19 protein-coding genes are annotated in these 18,569 nt (G+C 70.8%); 10 read left to right on the top strand and 9 right to left on the bottom strand.

Annotated elements, in window-relative coordinates; genetic code table 11:
- The first annotated feature begins 25 nt into the window (after nucleotides 1-25).
- Entirely contained in the window at nucleotides 26-724 is a 699-nt protein-coding gene (locus tag ACSW7Y_RS02920; RefSeq protein WP_438124842.1) for a single-stranded DNA-binding protein, read from the top strand.
- 336 nt (nucleotides 725-1,060) lie between these two features.
- Here the strand turns inward: ACSW7Y_RS02920 and ACSW7Y_RS02915 are convergent, their stop codons facing one another.
- Complete coding sequence (locus ACSW7Y_RS02915; RefSeq protein WP_438124841.1) at nucleotides 1,061-1,786, bottom strand: hypothetical protein; 726 nt, start codon at nucleotides 1,784-1,786, stop codon at nucleotides 1,061-1,063.
- Between the two features lie 182 nt (nucleotides 1,787-1,968).
- Here ACSW7Y_RS02915 and ettA point away from each other — a divergent pair, with 182 nt between their 5' ends.
- Together ettA and ACSW7Y_RS02905 are read left to right on the top strand one after the other, a co-directional pair.
- Nucleotides 1,969-3,654 (top strand): energy-dependent translational throttle protein EttA, encoded by a 1,686-nt coding sequence (ettA, locus tag ACSW7Y_RS02910; RefSeq protein WP_290132409.1) that lies wholly within the window; start codon nucleotides 1,969-1,971, stop codon nucleotides 3,652-3,654.
- A 30-nt stretch (nucleotides 3,655-3,684) separates the two neighbouring features.
- Entirely contained in the window at nucleotides 3,685-4,140 is a 456-nt protein-coding gene (locus tag ACSW7Y_RS02905) for an acyl-CoA thioesterase (RefSeq protein ID WP_438124840.1), read from the top strand.
- A gap of 55 nt (nucleotides 4,141-4,195) precedes the next feature.
- Here ACSW7Y_RS02905 and ACSW7Y_RS02900 read toward each other — a convergent pair whose 3' ends face one another.
- Nucleotides 4,196-5,050: an acyl-CoA thioesterase gene (locus ACSW7Y_RS02900; protein WP_438124839.1), complete on the bottom strand. Its 855-nt coding sequence runs from the start codon at nucleotides 5,048-5,050 to the stop codon at nucleotides 4,196-4,198.
- A gap of 44 nt (nucleotides 5,051-5,094) precedes the next feature.
- Between ACSW7Y_RS02900 and ACSW7Y_RS02895 the strand changes: the two genes are divergently transcribed.
- Nucleotides 5,095-5,796 (top strand): hypothetical protein, encoded by a 702-nt coding sequence (locus ACSW7Y_RS02895; protein WP_438124838.1) that lies wholly within the window; start codon nucleotides 5,095-5,097, stop codon nucleotides 5,794-5,796.
- On the opposite strand, the gene ACSW7Y_RS02890 is transcribed toward ACSW7Y_RS02895, so the two are convergent.
- A complete protein-coding gene (locus tag ACSW7Y_RS02890) occupies nucleotides 5,786-5,950 on the bottom strand; it encodes a hypothetical protein (protein WP_438124837.1) in 165 nt (54 codons plus the stop codon). The genes ACSW7Y_RS02895 and ACSW7Y_RS02890 overlap by 11 nt on opposite strands.
- Here ACSW7Y_RS02890 and ACSW7Y_RS02885 point away from each other — a divergent pair.
- Nucleotides 5,945-6,787: an NAD-dependent epimerase/dehydratase family protein gene (locus ACSW7Y_RS02885; protein ID WP_438124836.1), complete on the top strand. Its 843-nt coding sequence runs from the start codon at nucleotides 5,945-5,947 to the stop codon at nucleotides 6,785-6,787. The two genes, ACSW7Y_RS02890 and ACSW7Y_RS02885, sit on opposite strands and share 6 nt — an antisense overlap.
- Nucleotides 6,788-6,886: 99 nt before the next feature.
- On the opposite strand, the gene ACSW7Y_RS02880 is transcribed toward ACSW7Y_RS02885, so the two are convergent.
- The 3 genes from ACSW7Y_RS02880 to pepN form a co-directional block, all read right to left on the bottom strand.
- Nucleotides 6,887-7,357 (bottom strand): globin, encoded by a 471-nt coding sequence (locus ACSW7Y_RS02880; protein ID WP_438124835.1) that lies wholly within the window; start codon nucleotides 7,355-7,357, stop codon nucleotides 6,887-6,889.
- A 10-nt stretch (nucleotides 7,358-7,367) separates the two neighbouring features.
- A complete protein-coding gene (locus ACSW7Y_RS02875; protein WP_438124834.1) occupies nucleotides 7,368-8,417 on the bottom strand; it encodes a mechanosensitive ion channel family protein in 1,050 nt (349 codons plus the stop codon).
- An 84-nt stretch (nucleotides 8,418-8,501) separates the two neighbouring features.
- Nucleotides 8,502-11,042 (bottom strand): aminopeptidase N, encoded by a 2,541-nt coding sequence (gene pepN, locus ACSW7Y_RS02870; protein WP_438124833.1) that lies wholly within the window; start codon nucleotides 11,040-11,042, stop codon nucleotides 8,502-8,504.
- 124 nt (nucleotides 11,043-11,166) lie between these two features.
- Between pepN and ACSW7Y_RS02865 the strand changes: the two genes are divergently transcribed.
- Complete coding sequence (locus tag ACSW7Y_RS02865; protein WP_438124832.1) at nucleotides 11,167-11,808, top strand: mycothiol-dependent nitroreductase Rv2466c family protein; 642 nt, start codon at nucleotides 11,167-11,169, stop codon at nucleotides 11,806-11,808.
- Between the two features lie 159 nt (nucleotides 11,809-11,967).
- Here the strand turns inward: ACSW7Y_RS02865 and ACSW7Y_RS02860 are convergent, their stop codons facing one another.
- Complete coding sequence (locus tag ACSW7Y_RS02860) at nucleotides 11,968-12,495, bottom strand: N-acetyltransferase family protein (protein WP_438124831.1); 528 nt, start codon at nucleotides 12,493-12,495, stop codon at nucleotides 11,968-11,970.
- Between ACSW7Y_RS02860 and ACSW7Y_RS02855 the strand changes: the two genes are divergently transcribed.
- The 3 genes from ACSW7Y_RS02855 to ACSW7Y_RS02845 are packed head-to-tail and all read left to right on the top strand — an operon-like array spanning nucleotide 12,494 to nucleotide 14,597.
- The gene (locus ACSW7Y_RS02855) at nucleotides 12,494-13,138 is read left to right on the top strand and encodes a helix-turn-helix domain-containing protein (RefSeq protein WP_438124830.1); all 645 of its coding nucleotides are present in this window, start codon (nucleotides 12,494-12,496) and stop codon (nucleotides 13,136-13,138) included. The two genes, ACSW7Y_RS02860 and ACSW7Y_RS02855, sit on opposite strands and share 2 nt — an antisense overlap.
- A gap of 22 nt (nucleotides 13,139-13,160) precedes the next feature.
- A complete protein-coding gene (locus ACSW7Y_RS02850) occupies nucleotides 13,161-13,649 on the top strand; it encodes a ribose-5-phosphate isomerase (RefSeq protein WP_438124829.1) in 489 nt (162 codons plus the stop codon).
- Nucleotides 13,650-13,667: 18 nt separating this feature from the next.
- Nucleotides 13,668-14,597, top strand: coding sequence for an Fpg/Nei family DNA glycosylase (locus tag ACSW7Y_RS02845; protein ID WP_438124828.1), 930 nt, complete (start codon nucleotides 13,668-13,670; stop codon nucleotides 14,595-14,597).
- An 11-nt stretch (nucleotides 14,598-14,608) separates the two neighbouring features.
- Here ACSW7Y_RS02845 and ACSW7Y_RS02840 read toward each other — a convergent pair whose 3' ends face one another.
- Together ACSW7Y_RS02840 and ACSW7Y_RS02835 are read right to left on the bottom strand one after the other, a co-directional pair.
- Complete coding sequence (locus tag ACSW7Y_RS02840) at nucleotides 14,609-16,081, bottom strand: amidohydrolase (RefSeq protein WP_438124827.1); 1,473 nt, start codon at nucleotides 16,079-16,081, stop codon at nucleotides 14,609-14,611.
- 8 nt (nucleotides 16,082-16,089) lie between these two features.
- Complete coding sequence (locus ACSW7Y_RS02835; RefSeq protein ID WP_438124826.1) at nucleotides 16,090-16,785, bottom strand: FMN-binding negative transcriptional regulator; 696 nt, start codon at nucleotides 16,783-16,785, stop codon at nucleotides 16,090-16,092.
- Nucleotides 16,786-16,965: 180 nt separating this feature from the next.
- Here ACSW7Y_RS02835 and ACSW7Y_RS02830 point away from each other — a divergent pair, with 180 nt between their 5' ends.
- The gene (locus ACSW7Y_RS02830) at nucleotides 16,966-18,561 is read left to right on the top strand and encodes a peptide ABC transporter substrate-binding protein (protein ID WP_438124825.1); all 1,596 of its coding nucleotides are present in this window, start codon (nucleotides 16,966-16,968) and stop codon (nucleotides 18,559-18,561) included.
- Nucleotides 18,562-18,569 lie beyond the last annotated feature (8 nt).

The raw sequence follows: 18,569 nt of genomic DNA, 5'->3' as shown, positions 1-18,569 counted from the left end.
GCCCGGGCCCCGCGACGATCGCAGCATGAACGACACGATCACCATCTGCGGCATCGTCGCCACCGAACCCCGGCACCTCGTCACCGACACGGGTGTCGCCATCACGAGCCTCCGGCTGGCGTCGCCGTCGCGTCGCTTCGACCGGGCCACCGGGACCTGGACGAACGGCGCGACCAACTGGTTCACGGTCACCGCGTTCCGGTCACTGGCTGCGAACGTCCACAAGTCCCTCAAGAAGGGCGACCGCATCGTCGTCACCGGGCGTGTGCGCATCCGGACGTGGGAGCGCGACGGCCGCGGCGGCACCTCGGTCGAGGTCGACGCCGAGGGCATCGGCCACGACCTCGCGTGGGGGATCAGCAACTGGATCCGCGTCCCTCGGCAGGCCAGCGACGGACCGGCCGTCCCGGTCGGCGGTGCCCGGGTCGACCCACGCACCGGTGAGCTCCACGAGACCGAGCCGGACGGCCCGGGCGCGGACGGGTCGGACGCGCACCCCGCAGCGGACGGGTCCGGGGAGGAACTCCTTCCGGACCCGGCAGAGGCGGACCGCCACACCGCGGCGATCCTCGGTGACGAGGTCCCGTCGCCCGGCTTCGCAGGAGCGCCCGGGCTCGGCGCGCTCGCTGACCCTCGAGGACCCGGTGGGGCGGACGAGCCCGACGGGCCGGGCGCACGGGACGCCACGGCGGACGATCCCTTCGGCGAGCCCGAGGCGGCCTGACCGACCGGTCGTCCCAGGCCGGTCGTGCCAGGCCGGTCGTCCCAGGCCGGTGGTGCCAGGCCGGTGGTGCCAGGCCGGTCGTCCCAGGCCGGTCGTCCCAGGCCGGTCGTGCCATGCCGGTCGTGCCAGGCCGGTCGTGCCATGCCGGTCGTGCCAGGCCGGTCGTCCCAAGCCGGTCGTGCTCGCTCGGTCGTGCTCGCCCGGTCGTGCTCGCCCGGTCGTCCCCGCCCGGCCTTCGTTGCCCAGCCGTCCCCGCTCGGGACGACGAACGCGTCGGTCACCCGGAGGTGCCCGACGCGTTCGTCGTCCGTGGGCGCGGGGCACGCCCGCGCGGGATCAGCCCCAGTTCGGGGCGATCATCGCGATGCCCGAGACCTGGTCCGTGTCCCAGTCGTGGCCGCGGGCGAGCCCGGTCACGGTGCCGTCGATCGCGAAGCTCGCGCCCTGGCCACGGTTGTCGGCCTTCGTCTGCTTCGCTTTCAGACCGTGGAAGGTGAAGCCGGTGTTCCACTTCCCCGCCAGACCGGTCCGCTTGGTGGTGTCGTTGATCTTGATGCTGATGTCCTGCACCGTCGAGTGCACCGTGTCACCGTTCAGCCGGGCGTTCGCCTCGGCGTTGAAGAACAGCCGTCCGTCGAGGTTCACCCCGATGTTCTGGAGCACCTTGCCGTTCGCGACCACCGCGGCGACGTCGTTCTTGTACCAGCGCAGCCCGACCGAGGTCAGGTTGTTCGTCGCCGCGCTCAGGTAGCCGTAGCTGAACTTGCCGTTCTGCACCCGCTCCCAGATGAAGCGCGGCTTGCCCTTGCTCTGCGTCGAACCCGTGTCCGACTGGATGCCCCAGGCGAACGCGTTGTTGTGGGCATCGTGGATGTTGATGTACGACGAGTAGCCGGTGCCGGAGCCCTTCGCACTGATCTTCGCCGTGTAGTTGACGTACACCGTGCCCTTGGGCACGGCGGCGGCCGCGGATGCCGGCGCGGCGGGGAGGCTCACCGCCATCCCGAGCGCGAGTGCCCCGACGAGGGGCAGCACGAGACGACGGAGTCGTTGATTCGCCATGAGGTCCTGGTCCTGTCCTGATCGATGCCGAGATGGTGGTTCGGGTCCCGTCGGCGAGTTGATGCAGGTACCGTACGTCGACCGGCCTCGCCCCGTCAGCCCCCGAACGGGTCCGTGCGCGTTCCGGCGATCGTCAGACCGCCGCGCAGCCGGGCTCCGGGGTCACTACACTTGGGCGCGATATGGCTGAGTACATCTACCAGATGGTCCGCGCCCGCAAGTCGGTCGGCGACAAGCTGATCCTCGACGACGTCACGATGTCGTTCCTCCCCGGCGCGAAGATCGGCGTCGTCGGACCGAACGGCGCGGGCAAGTCGACGATCCTGAAGATCATGGCGGGTCTCGACCAGCCGTCCAACGGCGAGGCGAAGCTGACCCCCGGGTTCACCGTCGGCATCCTCATGCAGGAGCCCGAGCTGGACGAGGACAAGACGGTCCTCGAGAACGTCCAGCAGGGCGTCGGCGAGATCCACGGCAAGGTCGTCCGCTTCAACGAGATCTCCGCGCTGATGGCGGAGCCCGACGCGGACTTCGACGCGCTCCTCGCGGAGATGGGCACGCTGCAGGAGGAGATCGACGCAGCCGACGCGTGGGACCTCGACTCGCAGCTCGAGCAGGCCATGGCCGCGCTCCAGTGCCCCCCGGGGGACGAGATGGTCACCCACCTTTCCGGCGGTGAGAAGCGCCGTGTCGCCCTCTGCAAGCTCCTGCTGCAGAAGCCCGACCTGCTGCTCCTCGACGAGCCCACCAACCACCTCGACGCCGAGTCCGTCCTCTGGCTCGAGCAGCACCTGCAGCAGTACCACGGTGCCGTCCTCGCGGTCACCCACGACCGGTACTTCCTCGACCACGTCGCGCAGTGGATCGCCGAGGTCGACCGCGGACGCCTCTACCCGTACGAGGGCAACTACTCGACCTACCTCGAGAAGAAGCGTGCCCGCCTCGAGGTCCAGGGCAAGAAGGACGCCAAGCTCGCGAAGCGGCTGTCCTCCGAGCTCGACTGGGTGCGGAGCAACCAGAAGGGCCGCCAGGCGAAGTCGAAGGCGCGCCTCGCGCGCTACGAGGAGATGGTCGCCGAGGCCGAGCGCACGCGGAAGCTCGACTTCGAGGAGATCGTGATCCCGGTCGGGCCGCGACTCGGGTCGCAGGTCATCGACGCCGAGAAGCTGCACAAGCAGTTCGGTGAGCGCGTCATCATCGACGACCTCTCCTTCACCCTGCCCCGCAACGGCATCGTCGGCGTCATCGGCCCGAACGGCGTCGGCAAGACCACGCTGTTCAAGACGATCGTCGGCCTCGAGCCGCTCGACGGCGGCACGCTGAAGATCGGCGAGACGGTCGACATCTCGTACGTCGACCAGAGCCGTGGTGGCATCGATCCGAACAAGAACCTCTGGGAGGTCGTGTCCGACGGGCTCGACTACATCCAGGTCGGCAAGACCGAGATCCCGTCCCGCGCCTACGTGTCGCAGTTCGGCTTCAAGGGTCCGGACCAGCAGAAGAAGGCCGGCGTGCTCTCCGGTGGTGAGCGCAACCGCCTCAACCTGGCACTGACGCTGAAGCAGGGCGGCAACCTCCTGCTCCTCGACGAGCCGACCAACGACCTCGACGTCGAGACCCTCGGCAGCCTCGAGAACGCGCTGCTCGAGTACCCGGGCTGCGCCGTGGTGATCACCCACGACCGGTGGTTCCTCGACCGCATCGCCACGCACATCCTCGCGTGGGAAGGTCTGAACGAGGACGGGACGCCGAACTGGTACTGGTTCGAGGGCAACTTCGAGGCGTACGAGGAGAACAAGATCGAGCGCCTCGGTGCCGACGCCGCGAAGCCCGGTCGAGCGACGTACCGCAAGCTCACCCGCGACTGACCCGTGGCGGTCCTGCACGCTCCGATCCGCATGCGGTGGAGCGACATCGACGCGTACGGGCACGTCAACAACTCCGCGATGCTGCGCCTCCTGGAAGAGGCGCGCATCGTGGGGTTCTGGGGTGCCGACCCGGACGAGGTCGGCGCGGACGGCTCGATCCCCGAGCCGATCATCGACGGCCGCCCGGGCTCGGGCACGATGACGGTCATCGCGGCGCAGCGGCTCGAGTACCTCGCGTCGATCCCGTACTTCCGTCAGCCGCTCGACATCCGGATGTGGATCGGTCGGATCGGCGGCGCGAGCATCGACGTGTCGTACGAGGTCTGGACACCGGTCGGCCACGAGCCGGCGCAGCTCTACACGCGGGCGACGACGGCCCTCGTGATGGTCGATGCCGAGACGAACCGGCCGCGGCGGCTCACCGCGGCCGAGCGGGCGGCGTGTGAGCCCTACATCCAGGACCCGGTGCGGTTCTCCCGACCCTGAACCGCGGACCGGCCCCGGACCGCGGACGAGCCCTGATCAGCGGACCGGCCGCCGCTCACCGCGGGACGCGCATCATCCCCTCCTGCGCGACGCTCGCGAGCAGCCGACCGTCCCGCGAGAACATCCGTCCGAACGCGAGTCCCCGACCGCCCTGCGCACTCGGGGACTCCTGCGTGTAGAGCACCCAGTCGTCGGCCCGGCCGTCGCGGTGCCACCACATCGCGTGGTCGAGGCTCGCGCTCTTCACCCCGGGCGTGCCCCAGGCCACCCCGTGGCGGCGCATCACCGGCTCGAGGATGGAGAGGTCGCTGGCGTAGCCGAGGACCGCACGGTGCAGTGCCGGGTCCTCCGGCAGGTCGCCGTCCACCCGGAACCACACGGCCTGGTGGGGGAGCCGTTCCCCCTGCACGTCCACGAACACCGGGCCCTCGACGTGGCGGAGGTCGATCGAGCGCTCGGCCCAGGCGCGCGCGACCGGGTGGTCGATGGCGGAGAGGATCGACGCCGCCGACGGCAGGTCCTCCGGAGCCGGGGTGTCGACCGGGAACGGCTCCTGGTGCTCGACACCGTCGTCGGGCCGTTGGAACGAGGCGATCATCGAGAAGATCGGCACGCCCCGCTGGTACGCCTGCACCCGTCGGGTCGCGAACGACCGACCGTCGTGGATGCGCTCGACGCCGAACGTGATCGGCAGCTCGGTGTCGCCCGGCCGGAGGAAGTACCCGTGCATCGAGTGGATGTCGCGGTCCTCGATGGTGGCCTGCGCGGCGACGATGCACTGCGCGAGCACCTGCCCGCCGAAGACGCGACCGTTCGGCGACCAGTGGCTGGCCCCAGTCAGGATCGTCTCACCCGTGCTCGCGCCGGTGTCGTCGAGCCGCAGGGTCCGCAGGAAGTCCGGTTCGCTCACGGGCACATCCTACGAAGCGACCACCCCGGTAGGATCCACAGGACATGGGCACCACCTTCACCCTCCCCGACGTCGCCTCGCTCGGTGACCTCCGCACCTACCTCGGACGCGCCGCCCGGGTCGAGGACGGCTCGGTCCGGCTCATCGCCGACTCCGGCGTCCTGGCGGTCTACACGGCGATCCTCTACCCGGTGGGCCTGCTCGACGAACTGCCGACCGTCCTCGGTCTCCGCACGTTCTCACTCGCGGAACCGGCCACGATCGACGCGGTCGTGCCGCTCGCCTCGCTGCAGGAACGCCTCCGGTTGCTGGCCGAGGCACAGGACGCCGAGCACGCCGAAGGTGCCGACCCCACCCGCGCGACCCCGATCGAGGTCGAGCTCCCGCTCGAGGTCAACACGGTCACCTGGGCCGCCATCTCCCCGCCCCGCGGTGGGTGGGTCCCGCTGCCCGACGTCTCGTCGGAGCTCCTCAAGCGCGCCGCGAAGGCCGGCATCGCCGAGGTCGCCGAGGCCGTCCCGTCGAACGCCGGGGACGCGATCGTCCGCCGGGTCCGTTCCGAGGTCTGGGGCCGTCCGATCCCGATGATCGAGCACCTGCCGGCGGGCGCCGGGTTCGCGGGGGAGAGCCTCGGGTTCCTCGGGCACGACCCAGTCCGGGTGTTCGAGACCGGTCCGTGGAGCCGACTCACCACCTCCCGAGGGCACGTGCTCGTCAAGCGACGGGCCTGGTCGCTCAGCTCCTGACGGACCGCGCCTCCGCGCGAGCGGCGGCCAGCGCGACCACGAGGACGGCGACCGGCGCGACCACGAGCACGACGACCGGCGCGACCACGAGCACGACGACCGGCGCGACCGCCAGCGCGCACCGGGAACGGCGTGGTTGGCTGGACGCATGCACGTCTTCCTCACCGGTGCCTCCGGCTACATCGGCTCCTCCGTCCTCCGTGCCCTCGTCGCCCACGGCCACGAGGTGACGGCGATCGTCCGCTCCGATGAGAAGGCCCAGCGGGTCCGGGACGCCGGCGGCCACGCGATCGTCGGGGACGTCACGGACACCGACGTCGTCGAGCGACTCGCGCACGAGACCGACGGGGTCGTGCACACCGCCTCCGCCGAGCAGGTCGACCCCGGCTTCACCGCGACGGTGCTCCGTGCGCTCGAGGGCACCCCGAAACCGTTCGTGCACACCGGCGGCATCTTCACCTTCGGCAACTCGACGGACATCTCCGAGCAGTCACCGATCGACCCGCCCGCGCTGACCGCCTGGCGCGTGGCGAACGAGGCCGCAGTCCGATCGAGCTCGGCGCACACCACGATCGTCGCCCCGGGCATCGTCTACGGCCGTGGGGCCGGCATCCCCGCGATGTTCGTCGGTGACGGGGAGCACGAGGTCCGCCTCGTCGGCGACGGCTCGCAGCGGTGGACCACGGTGCACATCGACGACCTCGGCGAGCTGTACGTGCTGGCCCTCCACCGCGCTGAGCAGGACGGGTACGTCGTCGCCGCGACCGGCGACAACCCGACGCTGCGCGAGATCGCGGAGGCCGGGGCGCACGGTTCGCCCGTGGTCGCGGAGAGCGTGGACGAGTCCCGTGGTCGTCTCGGCGACGCCTTCGCGGACGCGCTGCTCCTCCACCAGGAGGCCTCGGGTGCGCACGCGCGCGCCGCGTTCGGTTGGAACCCGACGCGGCCCTCGCTCGTCGAGGACCTGGCCGACGGGTCCTACGTGCGCTGACGTCGCCCCGGCGTCGTCCCGGCCACCCACCGGACGGGAGGCACGGGTCGTCGCCGCCCCGCGCCTCCCGTCCGGTGCGTCGCGACCAGTCGACGGACGTCAGTCGAACGTGTTCGTCATGGCGTGCGCGGCGCGGTCGAGGTAGGCCCAGAGCTCGGCCTCGTCGAGGGGCGCGAGCTCCAGCGACTCGACCGCCTCGTGCATGTGGTGCAGCCAGCGTTCGCGGGCCTCGGGCGTGATCCGGAACGGGTTGTGCCGCATGCGGAGGCGGGGGTGACCGCGCTCCTCGCTGTACGTCCCCGGACCGCCCCAGTACTGCTGCAGGAACGCCGAGAGGCGCCAGATCGCGCCCTCGAGGTCGTCGGCCGGGTACATCGGCCAGATGACGTCGTCCCGCTGTACGCCCTCGTAGAAGCGGCGGACGAGCCGGTCGAAGGTCGGTGCACCGCCGATGCGGTCGTAGAGCGAACCGGTCGCCGAGACGCCGTGTTCGCCGACGCGGAGGGTGATGGGCTGCGCGGGGACACCACCGGGGCGGGGCGCACCGGTCGGGGCGACGTCGTCGTTCATGGCTGCTGGCTCACTTCTGGTCGGTCGTGTCGTCGTCGGTGCGGATGGCCTGGCCGAGCAGGTTCCGCTTCGGCTTCCGCGACTTCGTCGGGGCGGGGGTGGGCTGCGTCTTGACGGTGCGGAGTCCGTTGATCGAGGTCGCGTTCTCCCAGCCGGCGGGCATGATCATCGCCATGGCCGGCAGGGTCACGCCGAGCTCGTCGACCGAACGCTTCAGCCGGACCCGGAGCTCCCGGCCGACGGCGTCGAGCTCGGAGGCGCGGGTCTTCACGACGAGACGGAACACCATGCCCGCGTCGGTGATCGACTGCAGGCCCCAGATCTCCGGCTTCTCGACGATGCGCTGGCGCCAGCGGGGCTCCTGGGACATCGTGACCGCGGCCTTGAGGAGGGCGTCCTGCACGGCGTCGATGTCGGTGTCGTACGGGACGGTGATGTCCACGAGGACGCGCGACCAGCCCTGCGAGAGGTTGCCGACGCGCAGGATCTGGCCGTTCGGCACGAACCAGAGGATGCCGTTCACGTCGCGGATCTGCATCACGCGCAGCCCGACGTTCTCCACGACGCCGGTGGCCTGGCCGGTGTCGACGACGTCGCCCACGCCCGCTTGGTCCTCGAGGATCATGAAGACGCCGGAGAGCAGGTCGCGCACGATGCTCTGGGCGCCGACCGCGAGGCCGGCGGCGACGAGGGAGGCACCGCCGACGATGCCGACCGCGGCGTTCGGGATCGCGACCGGGATGATGATGGCGAGCGCCACGGCCACGACGATCACGGTGGCGAGGTTCTCGAGGACGCTGCCGAGCGTCCGGGTGCGCTGGACCACACGGGCGGTCTGCACGGGAGAGGCGATGAGCGCCTGCGTGTCGGTCGTGCCCTGGCGCTTCTTGACACCGAGCACGACGCGGTTCACGACGGTCGTGATCATCCGGCGGAGGATCAGTCGCACGACGATCGCGGCGAGGATCACGATGACGATCGTGATCGGCTTGCCCCAGACGCTCCAGAAGTCGTCGAGGGCGGAGTTCACGGCTGCGTTGGTTGATGCGGCGAGGAGCATGATCCGATCGATGCTAGAGGGCGGGGCCTTGGCGTCCCGTGAGGAACACCGAGACCCCGCCCGTCAGCGGTCAGTGCCGGCGGCTCAGGCGTCCGCCGCCTGGACCCGGAGCGCCCGCTCGGTGCCCGCGAGGTTCTCGGTCACGATGCGACGCAGCGCCGGGGTCTCGGGGTTGGCCTCGAGCCAGGCCCGGGCGGCGTCGCGCAGCTCGACCGAGGCGAGCGGCGCCGGGTAGAGCCCGGTGACGATCGTGTCGGCCATGTGGTAGCTGCGCTCGGCCCAGATGCGCGTGAGGACCTCGAAGTACTTCGGCACGAGGCCCTCGAGCACGACGGGGCTGTTCACGTGCTGGTACCCGACGGTGGTCTGGCGGACGATCGCGTTGGGCAGCGCGTCGGAGTCGACGAGCGACGAGAACGCGGCGAGCTTGCCCTCGGCGGTCGGGATGGACGCGCGGGCACGAGCGGCGGCCTGTTCGCCCGACGCGGTCTTGTCGGCAGCGAGCTCGGTGTCGACGTCGGCCCCGTCGGCGGCACCGGCGAGCACGAGGCCCTCCAGCAGCTCCCAGCGGAGGTCGGTGTCGATCTCGAGCCCGTCGAGCGCGACCGACCCGTCACGCAGCCCGCGGAGGGTCGCGACGTGCTCGGGCGTCGACGGGATCTGCGCGAAGAACTTCACGAACTGGAACTGCGCGTCGGAACCCGCCTCGGCCTCGGTCGCGAGGGTCCACAGCGTGTCGCCGACCTGGCGGATGATCGCCTCGGACTTCTCCGGTGCCACGTAGTTGCGCGCGGTGAGCAGCAGCTGCGAGAGGGTCGTGCGGATCGTCGTCGACTCGGTCTCGCTCGCGATGTTGCCGAGCACGAGCCGCACGTAGTCGCTCGCGGGGGCCTCGGCGTCGCGGGTCGCGTCCCAGATGGCACCCCAGACGATCGAGCGCGCGAGCGGGTTCGCGATGTCGGCGAGGTGCGCGATCGCGGTCTGGCGGGACTGCTCGTCGAGGCGGATCTTCGCGTAGGCGAGGTCGTCGTCGTTGAGGAGCACGAGGTCGCCGCGGTGGACGCCGACGAGCTCGGGGACGTCCGTGCGGGCACCGTCGACGTCGATCTCGACGCGGTGGGTGCGCTCCAGCTTGCCGCCCTCGGATGCCGTGTAGACGCCGATCGCCAGGCGGTGCGGGCGGAGCGTCGGGTACTCGGCCGGGGCTTCCTGCAGCACGGTGAACGAGGTGATCGTGCCGTCCGCGTCGACGTCGAACTCCGGACGGAGCGTGTTCACACCGGCGGTCTCGAGCCAGAGTGCCGACCAGTCCGAGAGGTCGCGGCCGCTGGTGGCCTCGAGCTCGACGAGCAGGTCACGCAGCTCGGTGTTCGAGTGGTGGTGCTTCTTGAAGTACGCCGAGACCCCGGCGAAGAAGGCGTCGATGCCGACCCAGGCGACGAGCTGCTTGAGGACCGAGCCGCCCTTCGCGTAGGTGATGCCGTCGAAGTTGACCTGGACGTCCTCGAGGTCGTTGATCGTCGCGACGATCGGGTGCGTCGACGGCAGCTGGTCCTGCCGGTACGCCCACGACTTCTCCATCGCCTGGAACGTGGTCCACGCCTCGGTCCACTCGGTGGCCTCGGCCGTCGCGATGGTCGACGCCCACTCGGCGAAGGACTCGTTGAGCCAGAGGTCGTTCCACCACTTCATCGTGACGAGGTCGCCGAACCACATGTGCGCGAGCTCGTGCAGGATCGTGACGACCCGGCGCTCCTTGATGGCGTCGGTGACCTTGGAGCGGAAGACGTAGGTCTCGGTGAAGGTCACGGCGCCGGCGTTCTCCATCGCGCCGGCGTTGAACTCCGGCACGAAGAGCTGGTCGTACTTCTCGAAGGGGTACGCGACGTCGAACTTCTCCTCGTAGTAGGCGAAGCCCTTCTTGGTGATGTCGAACACGTACTCGGGGTCGAGGTACCGGGCGAGCGACCTCCGCGCGAAGACCCCGAGCGGGATCGTGCGTCCGTCGCGGCTCGTCAGTTCGTCGCGCACGACCTCGTACGGGCCGGCGACGAGCGCGGTGATGTAGCTGGAGATCTTCGCGGTCGGCGCGAAGGACCACGTCGCGACCTCACCGTCGACGTGCGGCTCGGGCGTGGGGGAGTTCGACACGACCTGCCAGCGGGCCGGCGCCGTGACGGTGAAGGAGAACTCGGCCTTGAGGTCGGGCTGCTCGAACACGGCGAACATGCGCCGCGAGTCCGGGACCTCGAACTGGGAGTACAGGTACACCTCGTCGTCGACGGGGTCCACGAAGCGGTGCAGGCCCTCGCCCGTGTTCGTGTACAGCGCGTCGGCGACGACGACGAGCTCGTTCTGCTCCTGCAGCCCGTCGAGCTGGATGCGGACGCCGTCGTTCACCGCGGCGACGTCGAGCGCCGTGCCGTTCAGCTCGACGGAGTGCACGGTCTTCGTGATCGCGTCGATGAAGGTCGAGGCGCCGGCGGTCGCGGTGAACCGCACGCGCGTGGTGCTGCCGAAGGTCTCGGCGCCGCGGGTGAGGTCGAGCTCGACGTCGTACGACTGCACGTCGACGAGGTTCGCGCGCTCCTGGGCTTCGATTCGGGTGAGGTTCTCTCCGGGCACGGACGCTCCAACTTCCACTGTGGACGCGGACGGTCGTTGTCCGCGTGCGAGGGGTCCCGACGCGGCGTCGTGCACCGGCGGGACGGTCGACTCCAGCCTAGCGAGCGCGCGTACGCTCGCATCCGTGACCGACACGACTGTGGACAACCCGACCGAACGCACCGCTGTGGACTTCTGGTTCGACCCGAACTGCCCGTGGGCCTGGATGACGAGCCGCTGGGTCGGAGAGGTGGAGCGGCAGCGCCCGATCGACGTCACCTGGCACGTGATGAGCCTCTTCGTCCTGAACGAGCACCAGGACGTCCCGGAGAGCTACCGCGAGCGCCTCACGAAGGGGCAGGTCTACCCGCGCATCGTCACCGCAGCCCGGCTCCGGCACGGCGACGAGATCGTGAAGCCCCTGTACGACGCGCTCGGGGAGCACATCCACCACCGGCAGGAGGACGATCCCGAGCAGGTCGTCCCCGCCGTGCTCGCGGAGCTCGACCTCGAGGCCGACCTCGTCGAGTACGCCTGGACCGACGAGGTCGACCAGGCCGTCCGCGCGAGCCACCAGGACGGCATCGACCGTGTCGGCCAGGACGTCGGCACCCCGGTGATCGCCGTCGAGGGCACCGCGTTCTTCGGCCCGGTCATCTCGCCGGCGCCGAAGGGGCAGGAGGCGCTCGACCTCTGGGACGGTGTCGTCGCGGTCGCGAAGTACCCCGGGTTCTTCGAGCTCAAGCGCTCCCGCACGGTCGGCCCGGTCTTCGACACCACCGCCTGACGCGCAGCGGGACGGGCGGGAGCTCCGCGCCCCGTCACGGACATCGCGCCCCGTCACGACGGGGTGCGATGTCTCTTCGGGGGTGCGGTCCGAGCGAGCGGCCGCATCGGCCGGGAGGCACGGCGCGGCCCCGCCACGCCGGCGCGGCCCACGCGCGGCTCAGTCGAGCGGCAACCGCATGAGCGTCAGGTCGAGCCAGCGGTCGAACTTGCGCCCGACCTCGGGCAGCACGCCCACCGTCTCGAAGCCGAGCCGCTCGTGCAACGCGATCGACCCCGTGTTCGACGAGCAGATCCCCGCCATCAGCACGTGGTGGCCGTCGGCTCGCGCCCGGGCGACGAGGGCGTCCATGAGCACCGTCGCGACGCCCCGCCCCCGGAACGTGGGGACGACGTACACGCTGTGCTCGACCGTGTGCCGGTAGCCCGCGTGCGGCCGGAACCCGCTGTAGGTCGCGTACCCGGCCACGACGCCGCCCACCTCGGCCACGAGGACCGGGAAGCCGGCGGCCCGCCGCTCGGTGAGCCAGGCGTCGAACCACGGGCGCGGGTGCGGTTCGTCCTGCCAGATCGCGGTCGAGTGCAGCACGGCGTCGACGTGGAGGGCGTGGACGACGTCGAGATCGCCCGGCTCGCAGTCCCGCACGGTGACCGACGGGCCCGAGTTCGTCGCATATGCTGTCGGCATGTCTCAGATCGTAGACGACGCCGCGACGGAAGCGGAAACGGCGGACCCAGCGTCCGCCGACGGCGCCGAGCAGCGTCGACTCGGCGACCGACTCCGGCGGCTCCGGACCGAGCGGGGGTGGAGCCTTACCGAGCTCGCCGAGGAGTCCGGCGTCTCCCGCGCGATGATCAACCGCGTCGAACGCGGTGTGTCGAGCCCGACCGCGACGATCCTCGGGCGCCTGTCCGGGGCGTTCGGGCTCACGGTGTCGCAGCTCCTCGACGAGGGCCTCGAGCACGAGGTGCCCAGGGCGAGCGACCCCGACGAGGCGCGCGGCGTCCAGCGCGGCGCGACCGCCGACTCCTGGACCGATCCCGACACCGGGTACCGGCGCCGTCCCGTCTCGAGTGCGGACTTCCCCGCGGACGTGACCGAGGTGCGCCTCCCGGCCGGCCGCGAAGTGGCGTACCCGGCGTCCGCGTACGCCTTCCTGCGGCACTGCATCTGGGTGCTCGACGGCACGCTCGAACTCGTCGTCGGCGACGCGGTGACGCGCCTCGGTGCCGGTGACCGGATCGAGCTCGGCGAGCCGGCCGACGTCGTGTACCGGAACGCCGGCGACGACCCCGTGCGGTACGTCGTCGTCGTGGTCAGGGGCCGGTAGGCGCAGGAATAGGATCGGTCCCATGCGCATCCACCTCGGAACGGACCACGCCGGCCTCGAGTTCAACAAGACCCTCGCCCAGCACCTGACGGAGGCCGGGCACGAGGTGGTGGACCACGGTCCGACGGAGTACGACGCGCTCGACGACTACCCCTCGTTCTGCATCAACGCCGCGCACGCGGTCGTGCAGGACCAGCGCGCCGGGGTCCAGGCGCTCGGCGTCGTGTTCGGTGGCTCCGGGAACGGCGAGCAGATCGCCGCGAACAAGGTCGAGGGCATCCGCGCCGCGCTCGTCTGGAACGAGTCGACCGCGCTCCTGGCCCGTCAGCACAACGACGCGAACGTCATCTCCATCGGCGCCCGCCAGCACACCGAGGACGAGGCCATGCGCTTCGTCGACCTCTTCGTCGCGGAGCCCTTCTCGGGCGAGGAACGTCACGCCCGTCGCATCGCGCAGCTCGCCGAGTACGAGACGACGGGGCACATCGCCGGTAAGCAGATCGACGAGTAGGCCGGGTAGACAGGCTCCATGCCCGAGGGTCACTCCGTCCACCGCATCGCCAACCAGTTCTCCCGACACTTCGTCGGCAAGCGCTGCGAGGTGTCCAGCCCGCAGGGACGCTTCGCCGCCGGGGCCCAGCAGCTCGACGGCAAGCGGATGGTGGCCGCCCGGGCCGTCGCGAAGCAGCTCTTCCTGGAGTTCGAGGACGACCTGTTCCTCCGCGTCCACCTCGGTCTGTACGGTGCGTGGGACTTCGCCGGCGTGATCTCGTCGGCCGAGGCCCTGTCCGAGGACGGTGACGGCGAGGAGTCGCTGTCGTCGATCGGCGCGCCGCGGCTCGCCCGCTACCGGATGGCCGAGCAGGAGAAGGCCGAGGACCCGATCGAGTCCTTCCCGCCGGACCCGGTCGGCCAGGTGCGCGTCCGGATCCTCACCGAGGACACCGTCGCCGACCTCCGCGGCCCGACCGCCTGCGTCGTCGAGGACCCTGCCGGGGTGCAGCGCGCGCTCGACAAGCTCGGACCGGACCCGATCAACGACGACGGACCCGAGGCCGAGAAGACCTTCGTCGAGAACGTCCGGAAGCGGAACGTCGCGATCGGGCAACTGCTCATGGACCAGTCCGTCGTCGCGGGCATCGGCAACATCTACCGCGCCGAGCTGCTGTTCCGGCAGCGCATCGACCCGTACAAGCCCGGCAAGAAGATCACCGTGAAGCAGGCGAAGGCGCTGTGGCAGGACTGGTCGAAGCTGCTGCACGACGGTGTCCGAGACGGCCTCATGCTGACCATGGACGACCTCTCGGAAGCCGACCACGCGAAGGCCGTGCGCTCGCGGAAGGACCGCCACTGGGTGTACCACCGCGCGGGTGAGCCCTGCCGGGTCTGCGGCACCGAGATCCGGATGGCCGACATGGCCGGACGCAAGCTCTACTGGTGCCCGAAGGACCAGAAGTAGCGCGATCCCGCTCACACGTCGAGGTGGGTGAACCGCCCGTCGATCGCGGTCGCCAGCACGGACATGCCACGAAGCCCCGTCGAGGACGCGGCGAGCGGGTCCTCCGCCAGCAGCACGAGATCGGCGCCGTCCCCGACGCCGAGGCCCACGCGACCGCCCTCGGTCGACCCGCGCCAGGCCGTCAGTGCCGCGAGGCGCTCGGCCGGGTGCCAGGGCTCGCGGCCGTCACGGTCCCGCCCCACCGCAGCGGCCATCGACACCCACGGGTCGAGCGGTGCCACGGGTGCGTCGGACCCGAGCAGGAGGGTGGCGCCGGAGCGGTCGAGCGACGCGAACGCGAACGCCCGGTCGGTCACGCCTGCCCAGTACCGGTCCGCGATGTCCCGGTCGTCCATGGCGTGCTCGGGCTGCACCGACGCGGCCACCCCGAGCCGTGCGAACCGCTCCACGTCGTCCGCCTCGAGGAGCTGCGCGTGCTCGATCGTGCCGCGGGCGCCGACGGCCTCGAACACGTCGAGCGCGAGCGTGTTCGCCCGGTCGCCGATGGCGTGCACGGCGGGGACGAGTCCGGCGTCGACCGCTCGGCGGACCATCGCGACGAGGTCCTCGAACGCGTACGCGAGCACCCCCGACCCGTCCGCCATGGCCGCCGTCCGGGTGCCGAGCGACCCGTCCGTGATGACCTTGAACGGGCCCATCCGGACGAGGCCCCTGGTGCCCTCGACGACGTCGCCCGTCCGGAGTCCCCGAGCGACCGCGGACTCCAGCTCGGCCGGGTAGACGCCCGAGTCGACCCGCAGTCCGTCCGTCCCGGCCTGCACACGCCGGGTCCAGCGGTCGATCCCGAACACCATCTCGAGGTCGCGCACCCGCGTCACCCCGCGGGCAGCCGCTGCCTCGACGGCGTCCGCCACGAACCCGTCGAGCACGTCGTCCGGCACCCGGGAGAGCGCCCCGGTCACGTCGAACGCGTCCTGCTCGCGCAGGACGCCGTCCGCACCCGCCGCGAGCGGACGGCCGACGAGCGCGGCGAAGTGCGTGAGGGCGAGGGCGTTGCACCACACGGCGTGCAGGTCGGCGCTGATGACGACGACCGGGAGGCCCGGTGCGGCCTGGTCGAGCAACTCGCGTCGCGCAGGGCGTGGCCACATCCCGTCGCGGTACCCGTGCCCGACGAGCACGCGGTCCGTCACGCCGACTCGCGCGACGTCCGCCAGGAGGGCTGCGGTCGCCTCGGCGGAGTCGCAGCCCGAGACGTCGACCCGGCGACGCACGAGCGCCCACTGGTCGAAGTGCACGTGGTGGTCGACGAGCCCGGGGCCGAGCCACGCCCCGGCGGCCTCGACCAGCTGGGTGTCGGGGCCGGACGCGTCGAGCGTGCCGGCCGGTGCGATCGCGGCGACCCGCCCGTCGACGAGCCGCACGTCGGACGGGGCGCCGGACGTCCCCACGCGCCGGACGGTCCGGAGCAGTGTCTCCGTCATCCCCACCGTCACGGCCGGTCCGCCGCTGGCGCGTCGGCCCGGAACCGGCGGCGTGGGCCCCGCGCCTCCCGGCCGTGCACGCGGGCCATCTCGTCGGCGAGCGCCGGTGACGCGTAGGGGCCGTCGCCGCGCAGGCCGGCGATGATCCGCTCGACGACCTCGGGTGCCTTGTTCTGGGAGAGCTTCGCGCGGGCGTCGAACCGGGTGACCCGGATGCGGATGCCGACGGTGCCCTTCGCCATCGCGCGGGCGGTCTGCTCGTCGACCTCGAGGGACACCGGCTCCGGCATGCGCTGCTCGAAGTGGTCCACGAGCTCGCCGAGGACGCGGAAGTTCTCCTCGTCGGACAGGATCTCCGGCGTGCCCCAGCAGTGCGCGGTGACGTGGTTCCACGTGGGGACGAACTGTTCGGGTGGGTACCAGGCGGGGGAGACGTAGCCGTGCGGGCCCTGGAACACGACGAGGACCTCGTGCTGCCCGAGCTCGTGCGCGACCTCGTCGGGGCGGCCCACGTGCGAGACGAGGACGATCTCGGCAGTGTCGGTGTCGGTGTCGGCGCTCGTCGTGGTGTCGAGCAGCACCGGGTAGTGGGACGCGACGAGTCCGGCGGCGGTGTGCGACACGATCGTGGCCCACGGGTTCTCGCCGATGACCCGTCGGACCTCGTCGACGTCGGTCACCAGGAAGTGGGATGTGTGCCGCATGGGTCGAGCGTGGCACAGGTGGGCTCCGGCTCGCGACGGGTGTCGTTTCCGCTGTGTTTCAGTCCGGTAAAGGTTTCAGAGATCATTGAAACAAGCCTTGCGGTCGGGATTGCGCCGGCCCTAGCTTCCTCGACAACGACGACCGGGCCGGACCCGGGAGCGGGACCCGAGGAGCACGACATGCGAGGCAGGACGACGATCGCCGCGGTTGCAGCGGCGGCGACGGTGGCGCTGGTGGCAGCAGGGTGTTCGGCGGGCAGCACCGCCGACCAGACCCCCGGCGCGGGTGGCAGCCTGGTGTACGCCACCGGCGAGCCCGACCACCTGACCCCCGGACGCCAGACCGTGGCCTTCACGCAGGTGCTCAGCCTGTTCGCGCCGCTCACCGAGACGGACGCGAAGGGGAAGCTCCACGACGTCGCCGCGAAGAGCGTCACCTCGAGCGACAACACCACGTGGACGATCACCCTCCGCGACGGCTGGACGTTCCAGAACGGCGAGGAGGTCACGCCCGAGAGCTACGTCAAGGCGTGGAACCACACCGCCTACGGGCCGAACGCGTGGGAGAACAGCGGGGAACTCGCCGCGATCGTCGGGTACTCGGACCTCAACCCGACGTCGGGCACGCCGAAGACGAAGGAGATGTCGGGCCTGAAGGTCACCGGCAAGGACACCTTCACGGTGACCCTCGACCACGCCGACAGCCAGTTCCCGCTCCAGCTCAGCCAGGCGCAGACCGCGTTCTACCCGATGCCCGAAGCGGCCTACGAGGACCTCAAGGCGTACGACGCGAAGCCGATCGGCAACGGGCCGTACGAGATGACCGAGAAGTGGAAGGCGAACCAACCCTTCACGGTCCGCGCGTGGAAGGGCTACGAGGGCACGAAGGCGAAGACCGAGGACGTCACCTTCAAGAGCTACTCGGACATGAACACCGCCTACACCGACGTCCTCGCCGGCAACGCGGACGTGCTCTTCCTGCCGGCCGACAAGATGACGAGCGCCGGTGCCGACTTCGGTGACCGTCTGCACTCCTTCGACGCACCCGGCATCGACTACCTCGGGTTCCCGCTCTGGGACGACCGGTACGCGAACCCCGACGTCCGCCGCGCGATCTCGATGTCGATCGACCGCGAGCAGGTGAACAAGGCGATCTACGGCGGCCTGTACGAGCCCGCGACCGCGCTCACCCCACCGAGCATGTCCGGCACCCAGGAGGGCATCTGCGGCGAGGCGTGCGAGTTCTCGCCGTCGAAGGCCAAGGCGCTGCTCGCGAAGGCCGGCGGGTTCGACGGCACCATCACCCTCGTCTACCCGGGTGGCAACGGCCTCGACTCGCTCTACCAGGCCTACGCGAACCAGATCCGCCAGAACCTCGGCGTGGACACCGTCGCGAAGGCCACCACCGACTGGGCGTCGTACTACTCGGAGCTGACCGACAAGAAGATCGAGGGCCCGCACTTCGGACACTGGGGCGCGCTCTACGCCAGCCAGCAGAACACCCTCCGCGCGCTCTTCACCAAGGCCGGCGGCTGCGCACCCTGCACCGGCTACTACCAGTCGGACGAGGTCGACCAGCTCCTCGCGAAGGCGGACTCCGCCGGCTCGCAGGCCGAGGCGAACGAGTACTACGCCCAGACGCAGAAGGCGGTGCTGCAGGACTTCCCGGTCGTGCCGACCTTCTTCGACAAGTACGCCTACGTCGTCAGCGACAAGATCGACTCCCTGCCCGCCGTCGACGGCAGCCCCGTCGTCCCCGGCATCACCGTCAAGTAGGGACCGGC

It is taken from the genome of Curtobacterium flaccumfaciens, from assembly GCF_051548005.1.
Taxonomy (GTDB): domain Bacteria; phylum Actinomycetota; class Actinomycetes; order Actinomycetales; family Microbacteriaceae; genus Curtobacterium.
Note: the sequence above shows the minus strand (reverse complement) of the source record. Positions and strands in the feature narration are given on the sequence as shown.